Here is a 23,160-nt window from a genome sequence, read left to right on the forward strand (position 1 = left end):
AATAAATAGCTAAAAACAACACGGCCAGCGAATATATCTCGCTGGCCGTCAATTTTCTGTTTTGGAGCGCTCTAGTTAGACTTATTGTTTAATTGCTTCAACAAACGTAGCTTGCGCACCTTCAACCCCAATGCTTTTGCTTCTTCTAGCATCGACAAGGCTTTATCAATCAAACCTGCTTCAACCGCGCCTTTAATGCTGTCTCGGTAGTATTGCTGCTGAGATTCCGTCAATTGACTTTGTGGTTTGGCTGCTTCTTGACCCATGACAATCATTGGTGTACTTACCGCAGCTGCGGCAGTAGCAACCGACTCAGCTTGATCTTGCTTAGATTTTTGGTGCGCGGCATCACTGCTATCGATTGCAATTGCCTCTTCTACAACAATAGCCTCATCCACCTTTGCGATAATGCTCAGCTGACCATATGGCGCATGTGGAATGACTGGGTTTGGAACATCTGGTGGGTAGTTACCTCGAGCAATCGCATCAAGCTTCACTGGGTGTAAAACCTCGGATTCCCCTTTGATCAATTCTGGCGTGGTGTAAATGACAAGTTTAATTGGATCTAACCCGCTTGGCTGGATCTTTGCGGTCGCAGAAAGACGATCACCAAGGAAACCATAAGCGTGCTTGTATTCAAAATCTTCGGTCGTAAATGTTTTCACAAGTTGATTGCTGCTATTTAAAAGAACTGCATTCGGATAGAAAACAGTGCGCGTGAAATGGCTTAGGATTTCCAGTTCTAGCTCTTTACCTTTCACATCAATCTCGAATGAGGCGACAGCAGATTGACCTGAATCGAGCACATATCGCTGATTTGTTTCATCAATCGCAAAGTTAACTTGCTTAGATGGAACCACCGTTTGCCAGTTTAGTTGATCAAAGCTATCTACGACTGTTTGATTACTGTCTGCTTCAAACACAACTGTTTCAGTTGTTGTACAGCCCATTAACAATGCACTCGCAAGTACACCCATTATCCATTGTTTCTTCATACTATCACCATTTCAAACCACGAAAGCCGACAACGAGGTCGGCTTTATTATGGACTATTTAGGACTGTGGTTTAAGCTTACCACCAAGCTTCCATTTGGATACCAACACTAAATTCAGTATCGTCTGTGTTATTAGCAAAGCTGTCTGCTTCGTGGTCCATGAAGTACGAGCCGTACACACGGATTTCAGGGCGAGCCCAGAAACCAGAACCTGCAGACCAAGCTTGTGCGATTGTTAGCTTAGAACCTGACGCATCTGTTGTAGTGCCAGATTGCTTAGTTTCATCCGCAAAGTAACCTGCTTCGAAATAAGTCTTCATGTTGTCGTCCCACTTGTACATTGGACGCACAACTGCGTTGTATGCTGTGATGTCACCAACATCTGTATCGGACGCTTGAGAGTACATCACTGTGTGACCAATTTCCCAGTTTTCACCAGCGCCAATTACACCCCAGTTGATGATACGGAAACCGTCTGCATCGTTGTTGCCATCACCAGAACGGTCGTACCAACCACCGCCACCATACGTAGCCATTTGCTTACCGTAAGATGCCGTACCGTACTGAAGAACAGTTTGGTTGAAGCCGTTATCTAGACCTTGGCCAATAACTGCTGTTAGAAGCACACCGTCGTCAGCTGCAACTGTTTGACCTTCTGCTTCAGAAGCGAAGTCGTAAGCTAGAGCAAGTTCTAGGTTAGCATTTTCCCACAAGTCGATACCTGCGTAGCGTGCATCGAATGTGTAACCTGATACTGTCTCATCGCCTTGAGAACCATCATCATGCATAAGCGCTAGAGATAGCTTACCGCCGCCAACTGTTAGGTTTTCGATACCACCACCAGCACCACCAGATGTATCTAGGAAGTAGAAGTCAGTAATGTGGATGTCTTTACGTTGGTAGTAACGTTGACCGGCCCAAAGTACTGCTTCTTTATCACTGAATAGGCCTTGCGCTTGAACGTTCATTACACGTAAAGCGTTTGCGTTGCCTTCCCAATTATTGTTACCCGCTTGGCCGTATGCAACAAGAGACTCTAGCTTGAATGTTACGTCATTTTGGTTGTATAGCTCAGCGTTAAGACCTAGCTCTGCGTATAGATCGTCTTCGTTACCTAGACGACCTACTTTATTCTTCTCATAAGTTACATGAGAACCTTCGCCACTTAGACCAACGCCACCACGAGCGTAACCGTGGAAATCGACTGCGGCAGCAAACGCAGAACCTGCTGTTAATGTCGCTGCCACTGCTGCAGCAATAACACTTACTTTTTTCATTATTAACTCCATTTAGGGTGTTTTATCTTTATTCTTAATCTCTGTTGTGCTCGGGCTATAAAGGCAGTAATAGTTCGAGAAAAAGCAGAGGTAAGGCGGTATGCACCGCAATTTGTTTCAACGGTTGCCAGAATACGAGATGAGTTAGGGGGTGACTTCCTCCACCCTAAAAGAAAATTAGGGGGAGTACTGAGGAGGAGAAAAAATGAAAAGTAGGGAGTATTCGGGGCACATCACACTTTTTGGGTGGAGAACTAGCTGAGCAGATCAGAAAGTGTCGAACAAAATGCTAACCCTCTCACTTAATTGTCATTTTCATGGTCTAAAATGTAATTTAATTACATTTAAAAATCGAACAGAGGGCGCTTGACCAAAGAAGCTCAACGTTCTTTACTATGACTTTACGAAAACGATAACTAAAAACGAAGATGAAAAAGCAGTATTCACGCCCTTACCCGCTGGGCGCTACGTTACGCAATCAAGGATGTAACTTTTCAATCTACGCACCGGATGCCAAGTTAATCCAGCTCGCTCTATTTGACGACAACGACCTATTTCAAACTTACTCACTAGACGGTGAGTATGCTGGTATTCGCCATACATTCATTGAAGGCATTAAAGCGGGACAAAAATACGGCTATATCGTTAAGGATAAACAGGGAAAGAATCAGCTTATTTCTGACCCTTATGCCCAAGCCATTGAAAAACCGCTCACTTACACCCCTCCGTTTGACGCAAACAAAAGCTTTGAGCTCCCAAAATGTTTAGTGATTGATGGGCAGTTCGATTGGCAAGGCGTAGAAAGACCTTACATTCCACGCGAAGAAACCGTCTTATTTGAAACGCACGTAAAAGGCGTATCTAAGCTCAACCTGTTGTCAGCGACAATACGAGAGGAACCTATCTTGGCCTGATTGATGAGAACATGATTGAGTTCTATAAAAGCCAAGAGATCAATACGATACAACTTCTACCGATCGCCGCTTGCATGCATGAACCCCATTTGTTGAACATGGGTAAAGTGAACTATTGGGGTTACAACCCTTATGTTTTCATGGCGCCAGACCCTCGCTATGCAAGCGCAGACGCGGTAACAGAACTGAAAACAGTAGTTCGAGAACTGCATAGACATGGCATCGAAGTCATTTTAGATGTGGTCTATAACCACACCGCCGAAGCCGGACAAGATGGTCCAGTCTTCAACTTAAAGGCGCTTGATGAGTCTTATTACCTCAAGCATGGTGAGCATTTCGACAACTATACTGGCTGCGGTAATACCGTCGATCTCGCGTATCAGCCCTCTCTGAATCTGGTGATGGATACCCTTCGTCACTGGGTCAGTGAGTATCACATTGATGGCTTCCGATTTGATCTCGCCGCGACGTTAGGTCGCAACGGTGATAACTTCAATCCAGACGCCGCATTCTTCAAAGCGGTCGCGCAAGATCCGGTTCTCAAAGGCGTTAAACTCATTGCGGAACCTTGGGATATCGGCCCTAACGGCTATCAAGTGGGTAACTTCCCATTTGGTTGGAACGAATGCAACGACAGGCTTCGCGACATAACCCGTAGCTTCTGGCGGGGCGATCAGGGTTACTTAAAAGAGTTTGCCACTCGCATCATGGGATCGCGTGATCTCTACAGTGCCGCCAATTGGCCCTATAAACTCACCGTTAACTACATCACTTATCACGATGGTTTTACGCTGCAAGATCTTGTTTCTTATAAACATAAGCACAATGAAGCAAATGGTGAAAAGAATCGAGATGGCCACGGTGATAACCGCTCTGATAACTATGGTGTCGAAGGCGAAACCGACAAAGCCAGCGTAATTGAAATTCGCGAAAAGCAAAAACGTAATTTCATGGCCAGCCTGCTGTTCGCTTTTGGTATTCCCCATATTTTAACCGCCGATATTTTGTCTCACTCACAAGGTGGCAATAACAACGCCTACTGTCAGGACAATGAGATCAGTTGGCTAAATTGGGAATCAGATGGCCGAGTCAGTGCCTTTAAAAACTGGTTAGCTGAAATGGTCAAAGCCCGCCAAGAGTATATGGTTCCCTTCATCCGAGCTTTCAGTGGCGAAGACCGCAACAGTAACCGAATATTCTGGCGTCGCGTAGATGGAACCATGATGGAACACGATGATTGGAACCGTCTAAGCTCAGTCGCCCTGCATCTGGGTATCGATAAACAAGGTAGCGAAATGGTCTATTGCATCAACCAGACCAACGCACCTGCTCGATTCTCACTGCCTTATGAAAATAATCAATCGTGGACAATGATCTGTAATACAGACGACCACAAACTTCACCAGCCGATTAATAAGAATCAGGTTTTGATAGCCCCACTTTCTATGGCGATCTACCATTACTCGCCTTCATAACCTTTTATAAATTATGGATAAAGGCATGATGCCCATGCCTTTATCCATAAATAGCGCCAACATTTCTCTTTAGATGCAACTTAATGCATTGGAATAGATCGCAAAAAACTTTATTATAGGCAAAAAATAACTGCGGCTTTATTGACTAGCACGTAGAAAACAAATAAAGAAGTTGGCTCAACAAAATGACACTCCCAAAACTCCTCATCCGACTGCTGAGGCCGATTATTATCGTCCTGGCTTTGATGATGGCTTACCTGGCTTATCAGAAGCTTGTTGCTTCTGAACAACGTGCGTATACCCAATCGCGCGAAAATACCGACATGGCGGCTCAATTAATCTCTTCTCAAGTAGAAGCGGCAGTGAGTAAGCTCTACCTATTGGAAGAGTTAGGCGACAATAAGAAACTCAATGACATCGCGACAAGCTTCATGCATAACATGCCTGCCTATGCAGACATCATCATCTACGACTATTCAACTCAAAGCTATGAGTCGGTTCGCAACTTGCCTCCGCCAGTTACGCCATTAAATACTCTGACTTGGAGCCCTTTGTACCAATACGCGGATATGATTTGGATCTCCTCTATATATCAACGACAGCTGGGCAATGGGTGTTTGCAGCTAAATATGTCACCGGCTCAAATCGCGATATCTGGATGGAGTTTGACCTTATTGGACTGACCCAGAACCTTAAAGGTTTGCGAACACTCAGCCAAGCTACGTTTTTGCGGTCGACCGAACCACTGGCCGGCTTGTTTTCCACCCAGACTCTCAAAGAATTGGTACTGAATCCATCAGTTATGCGGCAGGCATTAAGAGCTTGATTCAGGCTGGTGAAACCCGAGGCACGTATGAGTATTACTATCAAAATAAGTTTAAGATTGCCTCATACAGCACCAATAGTGCCTTTAACTGGGTATTCATATCGGGTACTGATCGCTCTGACATACTCAGTACCTCTCACCAATTCTCACTAACAGGAGTCATCCTAGCTTCTTTGGTGCTAATCACCATTGCCGTTAACTACTTACTGCATAACCTTAACCAAAATTTAGGAAAGCTCAACGGTATCCAAGATATAGCGGACTACAAGTCCCACCTGCGCCTGTTGTTCGATCGCTTTTGCTTTCATCAAGGTGTTCAATTCTGTTTGTATGATCAGCAAAGCGGGGATTTCAGCGTGGTTGATTACCATGGGAACCAGCAGAAAGTTCACAACAGTTGCACACTGCAGCAACAGTTCAAACGTGGTGAACTCATTTATACCAGCAAATACTATGCAGATGAACTGGCAAGAAAGTTAAAAATTAGCGGGCGCCACTACACCATTCCACTGTTTAATGATTCTGGACTCATTGCGATTATTTATCTGCAGGCAAAGCTTCCTACTCGTCAGATGGTGCTCAAAATGATTCAAAACTATGGGGAGTTGTCTCTCACCAATCTATTGCTCAACAAAACCATGTTGAACAAAGATGTGATGACCAATCTCGATAACAAACTGACCATTCGCGCCAAGCTAGACTCTCGCCTTGGTGAGCAAAACACCTTCTTTGCCTTAATGGATATTGACCACTTCAAGCGTATCAATGACAGACTTGGGCATCATTTTGGCGATGCCGTAATCAAGCACACCGCAAAACTTATGAAGAAGAGCTTTCCCATACCGAAAGCCATTAGCCTGGCTCGCTATGGTGGAGAAGAGTTCTGCATATTGTTCAATGCCAACGATGAAAATCATGCCTACGACATGTGTGAAATGCTAAGACACATGGTAGAGACAAGCTTGGTAGAGTTCGATGGAAAGCAAACGCAGTATCACGTCAGTATCGGAATTACCAACGTGATTGAAACCCAACACGCCACGATAGGACGGGCAGACAAAGCACTGCGTCAGGCGAAGAGTTTTGGCCGAAATCAGGTGATCTTGAATACCTTTTCCTAATAGCTAAATCGGCTTAATTCAACTCTCACAACAGGAATCGTTGTGTTGAATGACAATAAGAGAGGCGCTCGACTAGGGCGTCTATCTTGCCCACGCATTCTGTATCAAACTGCACACCAAACTTTCTAAAGTTCGCCGTCGTTTTGGTATTACGAATCACGCCATGAACCGTGGTCGATTCACCATTGTTCTCCATGTCCTGTATCAGCAGCGAAATAACATTACCAACTTTGAACCCAGAGATGGTTTTGTCGAGCACAATCTGACAGCCACTGTTGGAAATATCACGCACTTCGCACAGGTACTTTTTAGTATCCGGTTCAAGAATACCGTCTAACTGCAGCTCCAATCGCGCTTCAGAACGCATGCCTGGGATCACCTGAACCGCTCTTGGCAAAGTAATCACGCAAAGGCTGATATCACCTGTCTCAACCACATACTCAATCTTACTCTTGAAGTAGATTCGTGCACCTTCCCCTTGAGAGTTAATCGCGCACGCTTTAATGGAAAAGCCTCGTTGGAAAAAGACATTATATTCTTGAGGTGTCACGTCGGGGGTCTCAAGCACGATAAGGTGTTTAGAGTGCAGTCCAACATATTGAGAGCGGCATTTTAGAACCTTTCCTGTAGGCGTCGTGATATTAAACGCCACAATACTGAGTGGCTTTACGTGAGAAAATGCATCCTCACCGTATTTTACCGACCCTTTCACTTGCGGTTGAGGTTCTTCTTTCTTAATACCATCGTCTTGTGATTGCTCAGGATTATGAGATTCATCATCTAGTTCAATTGGCTTTATCGGCTCACTCATGTCACTACACCTCAGTATCAACAACCTTTTAAGATTAGGACAAAATCTCAAAAGTAAGACCAAGAATGCGCTGCATTACGTGTCATAGATCAAATTTCTAAGAAATTAATATGACCATCAATTTAAGCACTTAACTCCCTTTTAAAACAAGTAAAAAGCTCTACCCAAAGGTAGAGCTTTTCATTCATTTGAAGCTCAGATTAAGCCTCAACTTGTAGACTAACTCTTAGTTAGTTGCACAGCTTGCTGGGCCGATTTCTTTCCAAACGCCCCATTGGCCTGCTTGCGATGGGTCTTCATTTGTCGTCCACCACTTCGCTTCCCAAACTTTACCAGCCCAAGAAACTTGGTCGCCACCGTTGTACACAGCGCCCGCGTCCCAAAGGTTAGTACATAGGTCACCACCGCCAGTTGTGTGCTTCGCTACTACAACAGAAGTTGACGCCGATGCCTGAGCTTGACCATCACTTACCGTTACTGTGAACGCAAGAGTAGTATCTGCAGTGTACTCAGCAGCCACAAAACTTACCGTGCTGCCCGATACTGTTGCATTTAGGCCAGCAGGAACATCCCAAGTGTAAGTCAGAGTATCGTTATCCGCGTCAGAAGAAGCCGACGCATCAACCACAATCACATCACCTGCGTTCGCTGTGGCTGGAGCAGACACTGCTGCTACAGGAGCCGTGTTCACTGGGCCACCTGTGTCTTTAGGGTTAACCGTAACCGAAACGTTCGCAGTTGAAGACGCACCGTTGTTGTCTGTTACTGTAAGAGCGAATGTTAGCGTTTCAGCTTGAGCCACTTCTGCTACATCAAAGGTTGCCACTGCTGCGTTTGCATTCACTAACGTCACAGCAGTACCAGCAGTTTGAGCCCAAGCGTAGCTAACAATTGTGCCATCGCTGTCGGTAGATGCACTACCATCTAGCGATACGCTTGCAGGGCCTTCTACTACTTGTGCCGCACCAGCATTTGCTACCGGCTTACGGTTAACAGGTTCAGTTGTACCACCTGCTAGGCCCTCATGCATTGCATTTAGGATATCGCCGTTATCTGCATCAATTTCCCAAGAGAATAGACCCGCTAGACCAAGGCTACGCGCATATGCCCCTTTCGCTTTAACAGAGCGGTCATCATCAAAAGAAATTAGCTTACCGTTTGAAGGATTCCATACCCAGGCCGCTTGAGCTTGCTCATCGTAACCGTATTGGAAACCATTAACGCCAGTATTATCTGGACCTAGCATGTAAGTCTTAATACCTTTATAGTCAATAACACCAGCTTCCCAGACACCTTGCGCTTCAGTACCCGTCAGCTTGCCGTTACCCACACCCGTCATTGGATCTGAAGGATCAGTCAACGATGCTGGCATTACACCATCCCAGCCACGACCGTACATTGCCGTACCTAGAACCAGTTTGTTCGCTGGAACACCTTGAGCAAGTAGAAGTTGGATACCGTTATCAGACGTGTAAGCAGGGCCTTTGTAAGGAACGCCTTCTGCATCAACACCTGTGCCATCACATTGGCCAGGGCGCATGAATGAACCACAGTAAAGTGCTGTTTGGTGACCAACAACATTGTTCCAACCACCGTAGAAGTCGTACGTCATTGCGAAGATGTAATCCATGTATTGAATCGCATCTGCATAGTTCACGTCTTCAATTTTATCGTAACCAACACCGATTGCAGACGTTAGCTCGTAAGTACGGCCAGTTTCTAGCTCTAGATCGTCAAGCATTGCACGAAGTTCAGCCATTAGCGCGATATAAGCTGGGCCATCGTTTACTGGGTCACCTAGGTTAGCAGCAGCTCCGTCACCACCTGGGAATTCCCAGTCGATATCAACACCATCGTAGAATTTCCAAGTTTTCAGGAACTTCTTAACCGATGCAACGAATGTGTCACGGTTTGTTTTATCAACGAAATCGAAGAATGGGTCAGAGAGTGTCCAACCACCGATTGATGGGATGATTTTCAGATCTGGGTTACGCTGCTTAAGTGCCATAAGCATTGCGTAGTTACCCTTAATTGGCGTGCTGTATTCGTGACCAGCTTGCTTAAAGCTCTTCTGGAATGCAGCCCATGGGTCGTGGATAACAACTTCATAGTCGTTCACACCCTGACACGCAGTTTGAAGTGCATTAAAGCTGTTACCACCTACAGACTTAACCGATTCGTTTGGGCCACAAATTGGGATAAAGCCATAAAGGATGTGCGTAAGGTTGTCAGCTGGCAAGTTGTCCACAGTGTAGTCGCGGCCGTAAATACCCCACTCTACAAAGTAAGTACCTACAACTGTATTTGGATCCGTATTGTAAGATTTGTTATTCGGATCGATGTTCATCGTTAGGGCTTCAAGTGCGCGCCATCTGTATCTGCAATCAGAAGCTCTGCAGGCGCACTGCGGCTACAGCCTGTTGCATCACACGCTTCAATTTCAACTTGGTAAATACCGCCTTGGCCGTATTGGAAAGTTGCTGAAGTTTGGCTACCTGTAATTGGGCCTGTCGCGACTTCCGCACCATCAAAGTAGATTTTGTAAGTGTCGCCGCTTGTGCCGCTCCACTGGTTAAACTTGATAGTGATATCTGCAAGGTCGTTGTACTTAACCATCTGGTTATAACCAGCGGTTGTTTCCATAGCGAGTTCAATTTTTGAAAATTGAAGGTTGTTTGACCCATACACATCGATACTAGGAGCCGTTGGTGCAGCTAGTGCCATACCAGACAGTGTCATCGCGATACTGGCGGCGCACGTTGTCATACGATTCATGATAATTCTCTCATTCCTTTGTTGTTTCACCACTTGAGCTATTGATAGAAAACCCAAGCAATTAGCTGTCCTACCCACTTGGCTAGAACTTCCTTACTAGTATTTGAGAACTTTTTTTTTTAATAGAAATAAATAAAAACTGTTTTCGACTCAGTGCGCCAAAAACAAACAATGTTATCAGCTTGTTACATCAATCAAATAGGACCGTGCCACAAAACTGCAATAATTTGACCAATAACTAGAAAATGGACGCAATTTATACTAATCATGAATATATTAAATCCAATCAATTAGTTACATAAAAACAACGATATTGCTCCCAAATAGCTAGAAACAACGGGGCTAGCACTTAGTGATAATTTTCACTCTTAATTTTAACCAATAAATAACAAAGCAATCAGAAAACAGAAGTATTTACGTGGATTATGAATCTAATTTATGTAGCACTTTAGTTAAGCCCTCCGCCCATACTGCAGGCTATTTATCGTTATTGAGGCTGACAACGTCTCACCATCAATATTCCTCACAAATACTTCACACTAGTCTGATTGCAAAGTATGCATATAGTTGGCAATATCGGACACTTAACGTTTGTTCTTGGACTAATACTAATGAAAAAAATCAAAGCCTTGTCGCTACTTTCTGCTCTAACATTGAGCACTTTTGCTTTTGCTGACGTCACCATCAAAGTGCCTGACACCATTGAAATTCTGAATGCCAACGGGGAGAAAGCCTCACTCGACGGTGGTTTTTTCTCTGCGACCAAAGATCTCACCCTACCGGATGGTGAAAACCAAATCGTATTTCGATACAAGCCTTACTTCGATCGTGGAGACGACCGTCAAACTTATGAGAGCTACGCGGTGATCACCAAATTCAACGCGGCGGATACTGAGCTGACGTTCGAGTTACCACAATACCGCAACCAAAAAGAAGCTGAACGAGACATCAAAAACTTTGAGTGGGCACTGGTTGATCAAAACGGCGACGCCATTGAGGTGAAGAAAGACAACCTGATCAAAGACGGCATGCAAATTGGTCGAGATTTCCCGCAAGAAGTGCGTGAATACAACCGTGCCGGTGGTGTTGCCGCTGTGGCCATTGCAGGAACTGCTATGCCAGTAACACTGCCTGCAATTAAAGACCAACCAAAAGGTGAAGCAACAGCCTCTGCTTCTGCGGCTGAAGAGATGCTGCACTTCTGGTATGAAAAGGCAGACGCTGAAACTAAAGCCCGCTTTAAAGCTTTCGTAAATCAGCAATAAAGCTGAAACATCTCGCGTCAATCAAATTAGAACATTGAAAAATGGCCTTGAAGTTCGATTTCAAGGCCATTGTTTTATTCATTGGAAGCGGACTGCTGAGAAATGTCCCGCCCGGTAGAAAGGGCATAGCAAATAGACGCGTTGGCTTCGATACATTCAAACACGTGCTTGTCTAACTTACCGTCTGCCACATCTTTGCGAATGATCGCCATCGTTTCATCTAAACTTAAACCTTTCCGATACGGACGCGACTGAGTCAACGCTTGAAAAACATCCGCTAGCGCAACAATTCGACTCGGCAAATCCAACTCGCTTTCTGTTTTACCCATAGGATAGCCAGAGCCATCCAACCTTTCATGGTGATTGACCGCCCACTCCACCAGCTGAGGATTTGCAATCACTTGCTTCAACGAAATACGTGAATCGGTAGCATGACGCTTAATGCAATTGTACTCAGAAGCAGTGAGCGCCTCTTCTTTGTGTAAAATGGTTTTTGGTGTTTTCAGCTTGCCGATATCGTGCAATAGGCCAGCAAGGTAGAGCTCTCTTTGACGACGTGGGCTCATTCCCAGCTGTTGACCTAAAAACTCTGTAAGCACCGCAACACATTGCGAGTGCTGGAAGGTAAAAGGCTTTTTGCGTCTACCACTTTCGCCATAAACTCTGCCACTTCAATGGTTTCGGCCAACCCTAGCGAGCGTGACACCAACGGTGTTTCAGGCAAACACAGCAACTCAGTTTTAATATGACAGCAATCTAATGCAAACCAAAAATCGTCGGTCTCAACTAAATAACACATCTCATCGACGATCGCTGGGCAGAACAAGTTACCCGATTGAATTTTCAGTTCAGTGAGCACTGCGTGCTTAGAGTCTTGCGTTAAATTGCCGTATTCATCGAGCGGCTGATGACTAAAGAGAAAGTCCACTCGATCAGCCAAAAAGATCAATGCGGCAAACTGCTTATCTTGCTCCGTCAAAGTAGTTAAGTTTTTTAACTGAATCCAGCGAGTGTGATGGTGCAAAATAGGCGGAGCGAAACTCGCCAAGGGTGAGCACGCTTTCAAGAATTGATAGCCTTGACGACAATGTTCATCAGTATCATCGGGGATCAATTGCGAGAACAAACGGGACAGTTCCTCCGATTGCGATACCCCACAATCATGAATCAAACCCAAAGCAAAAGCGTGCTGCGACAGTTCTTCATCCCAGCCCAATCGTCTCGCACAACGATAAGCAATGTATCCGACTCGATACCCGTGGTGGATCGCATCTACACCCACCGCATCGAGCGCTTCAGACACGCTCGTTAGGACGTAACGCAAATCCACACAAACGTTATCTAAACTCGCACTCATATCGTTAGCCTAATCAAAAGTGACAAGATAAACCCCACATTAACTCTAAGGGAAAAATATCTGGTCAGACTAATGGGACTTATTGATGATTTCTACTGATCGGAGGAATAATCATTGGGAAGCGTGATTGAGATAACGAAGCGAAGCTTTGCTTGTAGATCCTCGTTCAGACCTATGTTTGCTTGTAATGAAACATAAGCACCTCAAGGAACAATACATGTTTCAACGTACCATAGATAACGATATTTCACTCAGTTTGGTCCAAGAGTCCTTCGCGCCACTGTACGTTGATCTCGTTAGACGGCAGCAAGCCTATTTATCTCAATGGTTAGCTTGGCCGAAATTTTGTCAATCCGAGCAAGATTTTCGTCTATTTATCCAGAAGTCCCTCCACGATTATGCGGATGGAAAATCCATGACGTGCGCCATTTTCTATCGAGGCCAACTCGTGGGTAACTGCAGTTTCAACAAAATTCTCCACGATTTACGTAAAGTAGAGGTGGGATATTGGCTTAGCGAGGACGTTCAAGGTAAAGGTATTATGCAGAAAGTCGTCAATCAACTGATCCAAATAGCATTCGACGATCTGGATATGACCAAGTTAGAAATACGCGCCGCGACAGGTAATACAAAAAGCCGCAGGGTCGCAGAAAAATGCGAGCTAAAGTTAGAAGGTGTGATCACTCAAAGTGAGAGTTTGAATGGTGAGATTGTCGATCACGCCGTTTACGGCATCACCCGCTAGGTTGGCATCTAACGGGTGATTTATCGGTATAGCGAAGCGAAAGAGATAGTCCTATGACCAGAAGATCATCGCAATAAACGTGAGCGCCACAATACATGCGATGTTCAAAATGATGCCCACTTGCATCATCTCTTTTTGCTTAATATGACCTGATCCAAACACAATCGCATTGGGTGGTGTCGCAACAGGCAGCATAAAGGCACAAGAAGCGGCAACCGCAATCAATACGGACAAGATAACTGGCGATAAGCCAAACACTTCGGCAACCGTTGCAAAAACAGGGATTAACAACGCCGCGCTGGCGGTGTTACTGGCAAATTCAGTTAAGAAAACCACGAACGCGGCAATCACTAACACAATGAAGAACAGGCCAAAGTGCGCAATCAGATCGCTGAGCATGTTCGCTAAGAAGACACTGGTTCCTGTCGCTTTAAGCACATTACTCAAACAGATACCGCCGCCAAATAGAAGCAACACTCCCCAGTCTGCGGTTTTTTCAATATCTTTCCAGTGCACCACGCGTGCGAAGTTCACCATAACAATCGCGCCAAGCGCCACAACCGTGTCAAATTTCGCATAGCCGCCTAACATTGCATTAATCGGCTTACTAAAAATCCACAGCAGGACCGTTGTCGCAAAGATAGCCAGCGTCACTACTTTGCCTTTATCCCAGTCCACCGCATCGCGGTTGAGCTCAAAGTCTCCTTGCAGATCAGGTTTAAGTACCATAAATAGAACTGCAATTGCTACAGGAAGCAAAATCATAGCGGCAGGCACACCGAACGCCATCCATTCAGTAAACGTTAATCCTACCTCAGCCGCTGCTATTGCATTCGGTGGGCTGCCCACCATAGTGGCAATACCGCCGATACTTGCACTGTAGGCGATACCAAGCAGGACAAACACATACGTTTTATGGCCGCTTTCTGAATTTACTTTACTCAGAACACCAAGTACTAATGGCAACATCATTGCAGCAGTCGCAGTATTACTAATCCACATTGATAGCAGAGCAGTCACACCAAACAACATAAATACCGCAACGCTCATCTTTCCTTTGGCCAAGACGAGCACTTTATCTGCAATGACTTTATCTAAGCCTTGCCTATGCATCGCCGCCGCCAGAGCGAACCCACCTAAAAATAGGAAGATGATGGAGTTAGCAAAATTGTTAAGCGCTGTTTGAGTATCAAAAACGCCAAAAAGTACCGCCATCACGGGCACGAGTATCGCGGTAACCGTCACGTGCAGCGCTTCGGTTAGCCACAACACGGCGACAAATGTCAGCATACATAGCCCTAGGACGACATCTTTTTCGTACGGCAGCAAACGGTACATCAAGATGAACAGGGCAATGTTCGCAACGACAATCAGGCTGTTTCGGTTAAGAAACCATTCTCGGGTATTGGAGGGTAAAGGGACACTATCATTTCTATTCATTATTATTTCCTTATGAGGGCCATAGGCGAGAATATCTTCACATATAGTCAACAAGGTTGATAATAATCGTAGCGAATTTGTTAACCACATCAAACACAAGGTTAATATGGTTAACATTCTGTTTCTTGGAGAGTTATTGAATTAGGCTCTGCTAAATATCAATGAGAGTTTCGTCACTTAAGAAGCTATATAGGAAGTCAAGCTATCAAAACTTGCCATCACTTGAGGCGATTTCATCACACGGCCATGACCCTGTCCTTGAGTCGGAACCAATGTGACATTAGGCATTTCATTCGCAGCGCGCTCAGAGACATTAAACTGAGTGAACTTATCCTTCTCATCATGAACGATGAAGGTTGGTGCCGTACGCTGAGAAAGCTTATTGTATGGGTCTACTGATTGAAGCGGATAGCGATACTGCTGCTCAATATCTGACACCACCGCTTTAAACAGACGCATGGAGTAGCCAGAACGGGCAATGCTACCAAACAGGTTGTCCAAGTAGTCTAGAACCGGAGCAATCAACAACACTGGCACTTGTTCAATCTTACGATGTCGGCACTCCAGCAAGGAAGCCGTTCCCATACTATGACCGACAATGCCTACCACATCCTCAACCGAATCAAGCACCGCTTCAAGACCTAATACAAAACCCGGAATATGACCATACTGGCCATCACTTGCACCATGAGCCGGATGGTCGTAAGCCACTGCCGTAAACCCTTTACTCGCGATGTGCTCCATCAATGGGTAGAACTGGCTAGCGCTACCCGACCATCCATGCGTTAACACCCAAACTGGCCCTTGTCCAAGGTGGTAGCTCATTAACTTGCCATCTTGATATTGAACCGGAAGTTCACGGAGCCCTTGTGGCTGACTGTTTTTGGCCGATGTTCTGTTGGGCGTCAACAACAGATTTCTCGCGACTTTTTCAGCATGCTTAGGAGCAAGCCTATGATGTAAGCGAGTACTTACGTTCACCAACGTCTTTTTCATGCTGAACTTGTTTGATGTGTTGAAATAGATCTTTTCACTCATAATCGTTTCCATTTTCTCGTTTGATCAACAGCACACACTAAAAGTGAACGACCGTGCTATTTCTAGATAAATAAATAGCAGAGCACTGCCCTGCTATCCTGTTTTTACTTTACTTTCCAGCTCTCCATGAAACGTTCTACGCCGTTCCAAAAAAACTGTTCGCTCTTCTCGTGACCTTTGATCGAATAAAACGTGTGGGCACTTAAATAGAGCCCATAAAGTTCAAAGGTCGCCTGCTCGGCATCAATATCATGGCGAAACTCACCAGAATCTATGCCCTTTTGAATCTGAATAGACAGATACTGAACCCATGTCGCGACTGTCTCCTTGAGTGCAATTTGAATATCAGTCTGTTCTAACCCTTGCTCACGCCAGGCATCTAAGAACATACAACTGCCTTGGAAGGAATGGTTCCAACCTAACCAATTGTTGAGCAAAGTCCGCAGCTTTTGTTCAACGGAAATACCTTCAAGCACTCGGGCTGGTGTGATAACACGTTCTCTAAATACTTCATTGGCATGATTGAGTACAGCCAACTGCAAATTGTCCTTTGAGTTAAAATGAGCAAATAAGCCACTTTTGGACATACCGCAAAGCTTCGCCAAACCGCCAATTGTTAAGCTTTCTAGTCCATTCTCACTGGCCAGCTGAAACGCCGTCGTCAGTATGTACTCTCGCGTCACTTTGCCTTTACTCATTTACACCTCTTATAAATCTTACTTTCTATTTTTAGCACGAACGTACTTTTTTGCAAATAATATATAGAACCAATTTTGAGACTACGTTAAATCGGTTAATTCTGGTCGATAAACAAAACACCGGTGTCCATCCACATAGTTATTGATTGTATTAATCATTTCCAGGCAATGCATCCATGATAAATACGTATCGGCATGGTAAAGTTTTCGGCACAATAGTCTGTTGATGACTTTCACTACTACTTTACGAGCGCACTATGTCCGGACTTATCGACCAATTGCTGTTTTCGGCATCCATCACAGGTCCAATATGCCTAATGTTGTTTTTAGGCGTTTTTCTAAGACGAATAGAACTTATCAATGAAAACTTCATTGATGTCGCCTCTAAAGTGGTTTTTCAGGTCACTCTGCCTGCGATGTTGTTTTTAAGCATTGTCACCTCTGAACACGATTTCGCCTCAAGTAGCTCACTCGTCATCTATGGTATTGCTTCAAGCGTACTCTTTTTCATCTTTACCGTCATCACCACCAAACTGTGCTTCAAAAATGCTCAGGATACTGGCGTCATCATTCAAGGTGGCTTTCGCGCGAATACCGCCATCATTGCCCTTGCTTATGTTGCCAACGCTTATGGTGAGCCTGGTGTTGCTTTGGCCGCCATCTATGTCGCCGCTACAACAGTGCTCTACAACATCTTCGCGGTCATTGCTTTGACACCTAAGGGGGAAGACACGGGTATCAAAGCCGTTGGCGTCATCACCAAAACACTGACCAAGAACCCACTGATTATTGCTATTGGACTTGGCGTTGTTTGCTACTTACTCTCATTGCCTATCCCCGATATTGTGCTCGATGCAGGCCAGTACTTCGCCAATATGACACTGCCACTGGCACTTTTGTGTACTGGGGGCTCACTTAATATTCGTGCCTTAAAACAAGACAAAGCTCCCGCGTGGTTTGCAACGTCCTATAAATTAGTATTGGCACCAGTACTGATTACATTGGGTGCCATCTTCTTTGGCTTTAGAGGGTTAGATCTTGGCCTGCTATTTTTGATGAATGCGGCACCAACTGCAGCGGCGAGCTATGTGATGGCTAGGGCTATGGGTGGAAACTCGGAACTTGCTGCGAATATCATCGCATTAACCACCGTACTCTCCCTCATCACTTGTACCCTCGGTATATTCGTTCTCTCTTCGCTAAATTTGATATAGCTTTCACTCGCTATTATGGTTTTGTGCGCCAACCCGCAAGATGCAAATGTGGCGCATAAAAGCCTCAATGAACAACTGTATCCCCGCGTTTAATACTGATACTTTTAGCGGGTTATCATCGACAGTTTGTTAATTTATCGTTATGAAATTTAAAGAAAAAATCACAAGCATCGAACTTGGAAGAGTCGTCGCTATTTTTGCTATTTTGGCGATGCACTGCCAAATGTTCTTGAGCTATCTTTTAGTGGATGGTGAACCGTGGTTCGGCTACGTATTTAACCAAGCTACTCGATTCGCGGTACCGCTATTTTTCCTCATCTCGGGCTACTTGATCCAACCCAAACTCAGCCAAAGCCCTATCGATACGCTAGCAAGCTATTGCAAGCCACTGATCAAGATATGGGTTGTGTGGAGTGTTATCAGCCTTCTAATGCCTTTCAACTTAGGTACAGTTGCTGAGCATGGCTACTTAGCGGAGAGACAAGGCTACTGGGGTTACCTAATGCAAGCGCCTTTAAACAGCTTCCTTGAAGGCGGGTTGGTTCACCTGTGGTTTATTCCAGCTTTAATCATTGCTGTGGCGATTCTGGCGCTGTTCGTTCGCTACAATCAACAAAGCTTAATCCTTCCCGTTGCTGTTGGCCTTTTCATCTATGGCACTTTAGCGGGCAGCTACCAACCGATTTCTGGACTCGAAGCGCCGTTCTTTACTCGTAATGGTCCATTCTTCAGCACACTATTAGTGGCATTAGGCTTTGAAGCAAGAGCAAGGCAATGGAGCCTAACTTCCTCCAAAGCACTAATACTTTTAATACTCGGAATGACGATCCATTTTGGTGAAGCGTATTACCTAACAGCTTACAACCAGCCATTCAATGCCAATGACTTCTTATTCGGTACACCACTTTGGGGCTTAGGCATCTTCCTATTACTGCTCGCTAACCCAACTTGGGGCAACAATAATACAGTGAAGTCCCTGTCGGGCTATGTACTGGCGATCTTCGTCAGCCACTTACCAATCATCATTATCATGAACAATGTGGCGGGTATCCTTGAACTAGTAGGTCCAATGCGAGATCTCTGCGTCTTTGTTGGCACCGTTGTACTAACACTTGCGTTGGTTGTGGGCGTCAAACGAACACCACTCAATCGCATACTGTTTAGATAAACTTGTAGACCCACTTCTCTTGCTAGAAAGCCAGTTAGATTTCTCTAACTGGCTTTCTCGTTCTTGGTTCAGTTGAACAGTGCAGGCAAACACAAGCTCAATTACGACGCGCTAAATCTCTTGCCAGCAATAGGGCTAGACCAAACACTTGTAGAAACAAAGCCACGCTCTTATACCAAGCAATGCGGTCCTCTAAAGCCGTCACTTTCTCGCTAATGGCTAGGTTATCTAGGAAGTAGTCGTCAATCTTGTTGCGATGAGCTCTTTGAGCTTGGTCAATCAACATCATCAGTTCAGGCAAATGCTCGCTTTTAAAGTCGGGCACGTCCCCCAATACCCAAACCGACATTTGACCTTTCAGCGCATTGGAGAGGTTCTTATCCATCGCCTTATCTGGATTTTGAGCGGTCTGAATATGCAGCAGCAAGGCCTCACGTTTTCGCTCCAACGTTTCCACGCTGCTCCACGCTAATTGAATAGAGTGTTGGTTTTCCTCTTTCTGCTCTAAGTAACGCGTTACGTCGCCGCCCAATCTTTCGAGTACCACACTCGACATCAATATCGCCAACACATTCAGAATCAAACCGACCAGCACAAGCAGCCACGGCGGGGTAGTTTCAACGACACTCACAACTCCTCAAAATTCGTTTGGGGGCAGCGCATGTAAACAACAACTTTGCCCATCTATTGAGTGTAGGAAAGATTCATGAAGGCTTCAGTAATTGGGCATAAAGTGCCAACTCTGTGACGTCCGTGCAATTATAAAACATTCGTTACTTGCCTAAACGTTAGTTATCTACCAAAACTTGGCGAGCAAATTACTGAAACTCCCCACGATTTTGTAAAACATTGTGACTTTGATTAATTGTTGGCGTGCGAGTGCAAGCAATTTCACTATACCCATGTGCATTGAATCAAAGTACTATTGATAATAGCTATATTAAACAAACTCTTACATTCAATATTGATATATCAAAGGAATGACCATGCCAGATAAGCCAAGGTGGGCAAAAACGGCTCAAGAACGAATCGATGACACTCTCGAATACATCAAAGCCAAATTAGAACTTGTGGATTACAACGAAGTTAATTCCAAAATTAACACGATGAACGATAACCAAAAGAAAGCGCTCTCTAGTGCGATTTCGATTGGTTCTTCGGGCACATCGTCAAATGATAGAGAAACGAATCGAGAACATCGTCGTGCGAAGCGTGCACTTTTGATGGTCACCAAGCTGTTTCTTAAGAATGACGTTTATCTTGGGCAAGAGATGACAAGGGTGAAAGCTCTGTCAGAAACATCAAGCACCCACTTACTTAAAGAACTGAAAAGCTGGTTTATCGACCCAAGTGCGACACATGAAACTGTCGCAGATAAAGCGGTTGAAACCATTGAACAGATGCCTAAATGGCAGAACATCAATATTGATCCAACCAAAGCGGTTCGTGGGCAAATAGACACGCAAATGGAGTTTAACTGCTATAACGCGGTGGTCTTCTGGGCCTTTCAGGGTGGCGCTATCTCCCGCCGTTTTCTGTGGAACAAACTGCACGGCAAAGACGGTAATGCGTTTTTCCCTATCTTCGAGAAATGTGGTTGGAATACCCCGATTCACTACGATATCACTACCAAGCCATTCAAAGAGTTCACTCACGAGTACAAGAATCGTGACAACTGGGATATTCCAAAAGGTCAGGCGGTTTACTATGTCACACCGTATAAGAAATTTGGCCACGTGGCACTTTCTCTAGGTGGAGGCAAAATTATTAGTCAGAATGCCGTTATTCCAGCAAAACAGAGTGCCATAAAGACAGAAGATAGAGATGCAGTGAGGAAAATGAACCTCGCAGAAACTCACATGCTGGGCATTAAAAACTTCTGGGACATGCATTATCACCCTGAAAATGGCTACCACAAGCTACAGTACACAACAAAAGCTTTCTGGCTTGCTTATGAGCGTGCCGAACGATAAACATCGACTACCCAATGCTTAAGTCGACAAACGCCAGTGTAAAACGCTGGCGTTTTTTTATGACTATTCCAAGCTTTGATTCATTGTTTATTTCAACTTGAGATAAGTGTGTGAAGCGCTTCCCTGAACGCACATAAGCTAGCCTCTATACTTTTGGCAGCTTTTAACTCACTTCCATCATTGTGCCGCACCTGTTCCCCAGGGACATGACCGGCAATCAGAAAAAGGAACGCAATGGAAAATCTTACTGGCGGACGCGAGGACGCGATTTATCGTCAAGGCGATGCGGTACACCGGCCCGCTCAGCCATGGACAATCACCATTCACACACTGCTTAAGTCCTTGTATCAACAAGGGTTCACACAGTGCCCTACTCCAATAGCCCTGTCAGACACTCAAGAAACGCTGACTTACGTAGACGGTGCAACTTATAACTACCCGCTTGAAGGGCCAATAGCGAGTCATGAAGCACTTGTCTCTGCGGCCAAACTGCTTCGCCGCCTGCACGATGCGTCAGTTCCTCTACTTGAAGAGAGCTGGCTGCAAGAGCGCTCATACAAAGACAATACTTGGATGCTACCGATTCGAGAGCCCGTTGAAGTCATTTCTCATGGGGATTTTACGCCCTATAACGTGGCTCTGGACGGGAATACCACCGTTGGCGTATTCGACTTCGACACCGCACATCCAGCTCCACGAGTTTGGGAATTGGCATACAGCATCTATTGCTGGGCACCTTTTAAAACCGACGAGTACGATAAACTTGGCGAACTGCCCGACCAAATAGCACGTGCTAAAGCCTTTTGTGATGCATACGGCGCTAGGGACTCAGATAAGCAAGCCTTGGTAGACAACATGATCATGCGCCTAGAAAATTTGGTCGCGTACATGAAGCAGCAAGCGCAAGAAGGTAACAAGCAATTTGCCGCCAATATCGCTGATGGGCATCATTTGGCTTATGAAAAAGACATTGCTTATCTGGTCGCACATCGTAATGAAATCACTTCGAAGTTGTTTTGAAGTAAACCGCCGCGTCACTGACTGGGCTGTTTAGTTAAGGGTATATTAAAGGAAGTTAGCCAAAGCGCTTGTAGTCAAAGTGCGGGTTGTCCATCAGCACTTCCAGTTCGACGAGTTCATCAAGCACGACCAATCGCTCCACTTCTTCAACCATGACCTTGATGCACTCTTGTTTGTCATCATTACGAGCAGTATCCAATGCTTGGCCTTCGACCTTAGCCCCAGACTTTAAATGCAATCGAATTGGGTAGCGATACATACACACTATTTCGATGTAGTCGTAATCACTGCAACTGATCATTTTTGTCTCCCGTTCATGTAGTCGGATAGCAAAACGCATTGAATCTAAGTTCAATGCCGTTATTAATTTATCCTATACCCTATTGAGACTTAACACCCCAATAATTGGGTCTTTATCGCTTTCCATTATCTTTGGATTAACACCATAGTGGCGGGTAGTAAATGTATAATCTTGACCTTTGGTGTCGATATTATTCAACGCATTTTCGCCACAGTTGAACGACACGGTGATAGTACCATCTGCATTCTTATCCCAAGTGTGCGAGTTAACGTTTTTCACGCCGTCCATCAGGTACTTATCGCATCATAAGCCGTGATTGAAGTAAAGAATCGGTTTTCTGGGTCTTCGAACGTTGTGGTGTAACACACTTTTGCACTCATCTTCGGGCTGTTTGAATATTTGTTACCGACAAACGCTTCAGGGCTTGCGCCGCCCCAACCCGCTGCATTTTCCAAGTTCCATTGATGCAAGTCGGTCACTTTGTCGCTAGTACGTGGGAAGGTATAGGTAAAGTTGGTCATGCTGTTGACCTCTTAAAACGCGGGAACTCATGGCCGAACGGTTGTCATAGAATTTGAAGAACCTCAGGGCTATAACATCCCGATTGGTGCCACGGGGTCAGCTTGGATATCGGCAGACAAACCACACCCAGCGTTAGGCTTTATGGACATCATTGGTGCTGCCACCGTAAGACTGAAAGCACATAAAGCTTATCTAAGCGCACTCTAACCCTTTAAAATAAATAAG

The 23,160-nt window shown here is 45.1% G+C and carries 17 protein-coding genes and 4 pseudogenes; 10 read left to right on the forward strand and 11 right to left on the reverse strand.

Features of this window, described 5'->3' with window-relative positions:
* Nucleotides 1–71 precede the first annotated feature (71 nt).
* Both UA76_RS00510 and lamB read right to left on the reverse strand, forming a co-directional pair.
* Complete coding sequence (locus tag UA76_RS00510) at nucleotides 72–995, reverse strand: MalM family protein (protein ID WP_047042090.1); 924 nt, start codon at nucleotides 993–995, stop codon at nucleotides 72–74.
* A gap of 77 nt (nucleotides 996–1,072) precedes the next feature.
* Nucleotides 1,073–2,272: a maltoporin LamB gene (gene lamB / locus UA76_RS00515; RefSeq protein WP_047042092.1), complete on the reverse strand. Its 1,200-nt coding sequence runs from the start codon at nucleotides 2,270–2,272 to the stop codon at nucleotides 1,073–1,075.
* A gap of 428 nt (nucleotides 2,273–2,700) precedes the next feature.
* Here lamB and glgX point away from each other — a divergent pair.
* From glgX to UA76_RS00525, 3 genes and pseudogenes are all read left to right on the forward strand, one after another.
* Nucleotides 2,701–4,661, forward strand: a pseudogene (gene glgX / locus UA76_RS00520) (glycogen debranching protein GlgX).
* A gap of 185 nt (nucleotides 4,662–4,846) precedes the next feature.
* Entirely contained in the window at nucleotides 4,847–5,344 is a 498-nt protein-coding gene (locus UA76_RS24195) for a hypothetical protein (RefSeq protein WP_238322110.1), read from the forward strand.
* Between the two features lie 139 nt (nucleotides 5,345–5,483).
* Nucleotides 5,484–6,608, forward strand: coding sequence for a GGDEF domain-containing protein (locus UA76_RS00525; protein ID WP_238322112.1), 1,125 nt, complete (start codon nucleotides 5,484–5,486; stop codon nucleotides 6,606–6,608).
* A gap of 25 nt (nucleotides 6,609–6,633) precedes the next feature.
* Here UA76_RS00525 and UA76_RS00530 read toward each other — a convergent pair whose 3' ends face one another.
* Both UA76_RS00530 and UA76_RS00535 read right to left on the reverse strand, forming a co-directional pair.
* Entirely contained in the window at nucleotides 6,634–7,419 is a 786-nt protein-coding gene (locus UA76_RS00530) for a PilZ domain-containing protein (protein WP_052771887.1), read from the reverse strand.
* A 226-nt stretch (nucleotides 7,420–7,645) separates the two neighbouring features.
* A pseudogene (locus UA76_RS00535) lies at nucleotides 7,646–10,194 on the reverse strand (glycosyl hydrolase family 18 protein).
* 611 nt (nucleotides 10,195–10,805) lie between these two features.
* On the opposite strand from UA76_RS00535, the gene UA76_RS00540 reads away from it, so the two are divergent.
* Nucleotides 10,806–11,459: a DUF2057 family protein gene (locus tag UA76_RS00540; protein ID WP_047042093.1), complete on the forward strand. Its 654-nt coding sequence runs from the start codon at nucleotides 10,806–10,808 to the stop codon at nucleotides 11,457–11,459.
* A 74-nt stretch (nucleotides 11,460–11,533) separates the two neighbouring features.
* Here the strand turns inward: UA76_RS00540 and UA76_RS00545 are convergent.
* A pseudogene (locus UA76_RS00545) lies at nucleotides 11,534–12,816 on the reverse strand (HD-GYP domain-containing protein).
* Nucleotides 12,817–13,033: 217 nt separating this feature from the next.
* Here UA76_RS00545 and UA76_RS00550 point away from each other — a divergent pair.
* A complete protein-coding gene (locus UA76_RS00550; RefSeq protein WP_047042095.1) occupies nucleotides 13,034–13,561 on the forward strand; it encodes a GNAT family N-acetyltransferase in 528 nt (175 codons plus the stop codon).
* Between the two features lie 51 nt (nucleotides 13,562–13,612).
* On the opposite strand, the gene UA76_RS00555 is transcribed toward UA76_RS00550, so the two are convergent.
* From UA76_RS00555 to UA76_RS00565, 3 genes are all read right to left on the reverse strand, one after another.
* A complete protein-coding gene (locus UA76_RS00555) occupies nucleotides 13,613–15,001 on the reverse strand; it encodes an SLC13 family permease (RefSeq protein WP_047042097.1) in 1,389 nt (462 codons plus the stop codon).
* 177 nt (nucleotides 15,002–15,178) lie between these two features.
* Entirely contained in the window at nucleotides 15,179–16,039 is an 861-nt protein-coding gene (locus UA76_RS00560; RefSeq protein ID WP_047042098.1) for an alpha/beta hydrolase, read from the reverse strand.
* 104 nt (nucleotides 16,040–16,143) lie between these two features.
* Complete coding sequence (locus UA76_RS00565) at nucleotides 16,144–16,737, reverse strand: TetR/AcrR family transcriptional regulator (protein ID WP_047042100.1); 594 nt, start codon at nucleotides 16,735–16,737, stop codon at nucleotides 16,144–16,146.
* Between the two features lie 257 nt (nucleotides 16,738–16,994).
* Between UA76_RS00565 and UA76_RS00570 the strand changes: the two genes are divergently transcribed.
* Together UA76_RS00570 and UA76_RS00575 are read left to right on the forward strand one after the other, a co-directional pair.
* Entirely contained in the window at nucleotides 16,995–17,951 is a 957-nt protein-coding gene (locus UA76_RS00570) for an AEC family transporter (RefSeq protein WP_047042101.1), read from the forward strand.
* A 142-nt stretch (nucleotides 17,952–18,093) separates the two neighbouring features.
* A complete protein-coding gene (locus UA76_RS00575; protein WP_047042104.1) occupies nucleotides 18,094–19,119 on the forward strand; it encodes an acyltransferase in 1,026 nt (341 codons plus the stop codon).
* A 97-nt stretch (nucleotides 19,120–19,216) separates the two neighbouring features.
* Here the strand turns inward: UA76_RS00575 and UA76_RS00580 are convergent, their stop codons facing one another.
* A complete protein-coding gene (locus UA76_RS00580) occupies nucleotides 19,217–19,750 on the reverse strand; it encodes a hypothetical protein (protein WP_047042106.1) in 534 nt (177 codons plus the stop codon).
* A 355-nt stretch (nucleotides 19,751–20,105) separates the two neighbouring features.
* Here UA76_RS00580 and UA76_RS00585 point away from each other — a divergent pair, with 355 nt between their 5' ends.
* Together UA76_RS00585 and UA76_RS00590 are read left to right on the forward strand one after the other, a co-directional pair.
* Nucleotides 20,106–21,092, forward strand: a complete 987-nt coding sequence (locus UA76_RS00585; protein WP_047042108.1) for a hypothetical protein — start codon at nucleotides 20,106–20,108, stop codon at nucleotides 21,090–21,092.
* Nucleotides 21,093–21,326: 234 nt separating this feature from the next.
* Nucleotides 21,327–22,112: a phosphotransferase gene (locus UA76_RS00590; RefSeq protein ID WP_047042110.1), complete on the forward strand. Its 786-nt coding sequence runs from the start codon at nucleotides 21,327–21,329 to the stop codon at nucleotides 22,110–22,112.
* Between the two features lie 55 nt (nucleotides 22,113–22,167).
* Here the strand turns inward: UA76_RS00590 and UA76_RS00595 are convergent, their stop codons facing one another.
* Together UA76_RS00595 and UA76_RS23935 are read right to left on the reverse strand one after the other, a co-directional pair.
* Nucleotides 22,168–22,413, reverse strand: a complete 246-nt coding sequence (locus UA76_RS00595; RefSeq protein WP_047042112.1) for a Rho-binding antiterminator — start codon at nucleotides 22,411–22,413, stop codon at nucleotides 22,168–22,170.
* Between the two features lie 287 nt (nucleotides 22,414–22,700).
* On the reverse strand, nucleotides 22,701–22,934 hold the full coding sequence (locus UA76_RS23935) for a hypothetical protein (RefSeq protein WP_202906889.1): 234 nt from the start codon (nucleotides 22,932–22,934) through the stop codon (nucleotides 22,701–22,703).
* A 16-nt stretch (nucleotides 22,935–22,950) separates the two neighbouring features.
* Here UA76_RS23935 and UA76_RS24200 point away from each other — a divergent pair.
* A pseudogene (locus UA76_RS24200) lies at nucleotides 22,951–23,142 on the forward strand (hemolysin D); the annotation flags it as partial.
* Nucleotides 23,143–23,160 lie beyond the last annotated feature (18 nt).

The sequence above is a fragment of the Vibrio mexicanus genome (genome assembly GCF_001012815.1).
GTDB lineage: Bacteria > Pseudomonadota > Gammaproteobacteria > Enterobacterales > Vibrionaceae > Vibrio > Vibrio mexicanus.

Excerpts from the sequence above, each read along its gene's own strand:
- UA76_RS00510 (WP_047042090.1), bottom strand. The coding sequence starts at position 995 with ATGAAGAAACAATGGATAATGGGTGTACTTGCGAGTGCATTGTTAATG.
- lamB (WP_047042092.1), bottom strand. The coding sequence starts at position 2,272 with ATGAAAAAAGTAAGTGTTATTGCTGCAGCAGTGGCAGCGACATTAACA.
- UA76_RS24195 (WP_238322110.1), top strand. The coding sequence starts at position 4,847 with ATGACACTCCCAAAACTCCTCATCCGACTGCTGAGGCCGATTATTATC.
- UA76_RS00530 (WP_052771887.1), bottom strand. The coding sequence starts at position 7,419 with ATGAGTGAGCCGATAAAGCCAATTGAACTAGATGATGAATCTCATAAT.
- UA76_RS00540 (WP_047042093.1), top strand. The coding sequence starts at position 10,806 with ATGAAAAAAATCAAAGCCTTGTCGCTACTTTCTGCTCTAACATTGAGC.
- UA76_RS00550 (WP_047042095.1), top strand. The coding sequence starts at position 13,034 with ATGTTTCAACGTACCATAGATAACGATATTTCACTCAGTTTGGTCCAA.
- UA76_RS00555 (WP_047042097.1), bottom strand. The coding sequence starts at position 15,001 with ATGAATAGAAATGATAGTGTCCCTTTACCCTCCAATACCCGAGAATGG.
- UA76_RS00560 (WP_047042098.1), bottom strand. The coding sequence starts at position 16,039 with ATGAGTGAAAAGATCTATTTCAACACATCAAACAAGTTCAGCATGAAA.
- UA76_RS00565 (WP_047042100.1), bottom strand. The coding sequence starts at position 16,737 with ATGAGTAAAGGCAAAGTGACGCGAGAGTACATACTGACGACGGCGTTT.
- UA76_RS00570 (WP_047042101.1), top strand. The coding sequence starts at position 16,995 with ATGTCCGGACTTATCGACCAATTGCTGTTTTCGGCATCCATCACAGGT.
- UA76_RS00575 (WP_047042104.1), top strand. The coding sequence starts at position 18,094 with ATGAAATTTAAAGAAAAAATCACAAGCATCGAACTTGGAAGAGTCGTC.
- UA76_RS00585 (WP_047042108.1), top strand. The coding sequence starts at position 20,106 with ATGCCAGATAAGCCAAGGTGGGCAAAAACGGCTCAAGAACGAATCGAT.
- UA76_RS00590 (WP_047042110.1), top strand. The coding sequence starts at position 21,327 with ATGGAAAATCTTACTGGCGGACGCGAGGACGCGATTTATCGTCAAGGC.
- UA76_RS00595 (WP_047042112.1), bottom strand. The coding sequence starts at position 22,413 with ATGATCAGTTGCAGTGATTACGACTACATCGAAATAGTGTGTATGTAT.
- UA76_RS23935 (WP_202906889.1), bottom strand. The coding sequence starts at position 22,934 with ATGACCAACTTTACCTATACCTTCCCACGTACTAGCGACAAAGTGACC.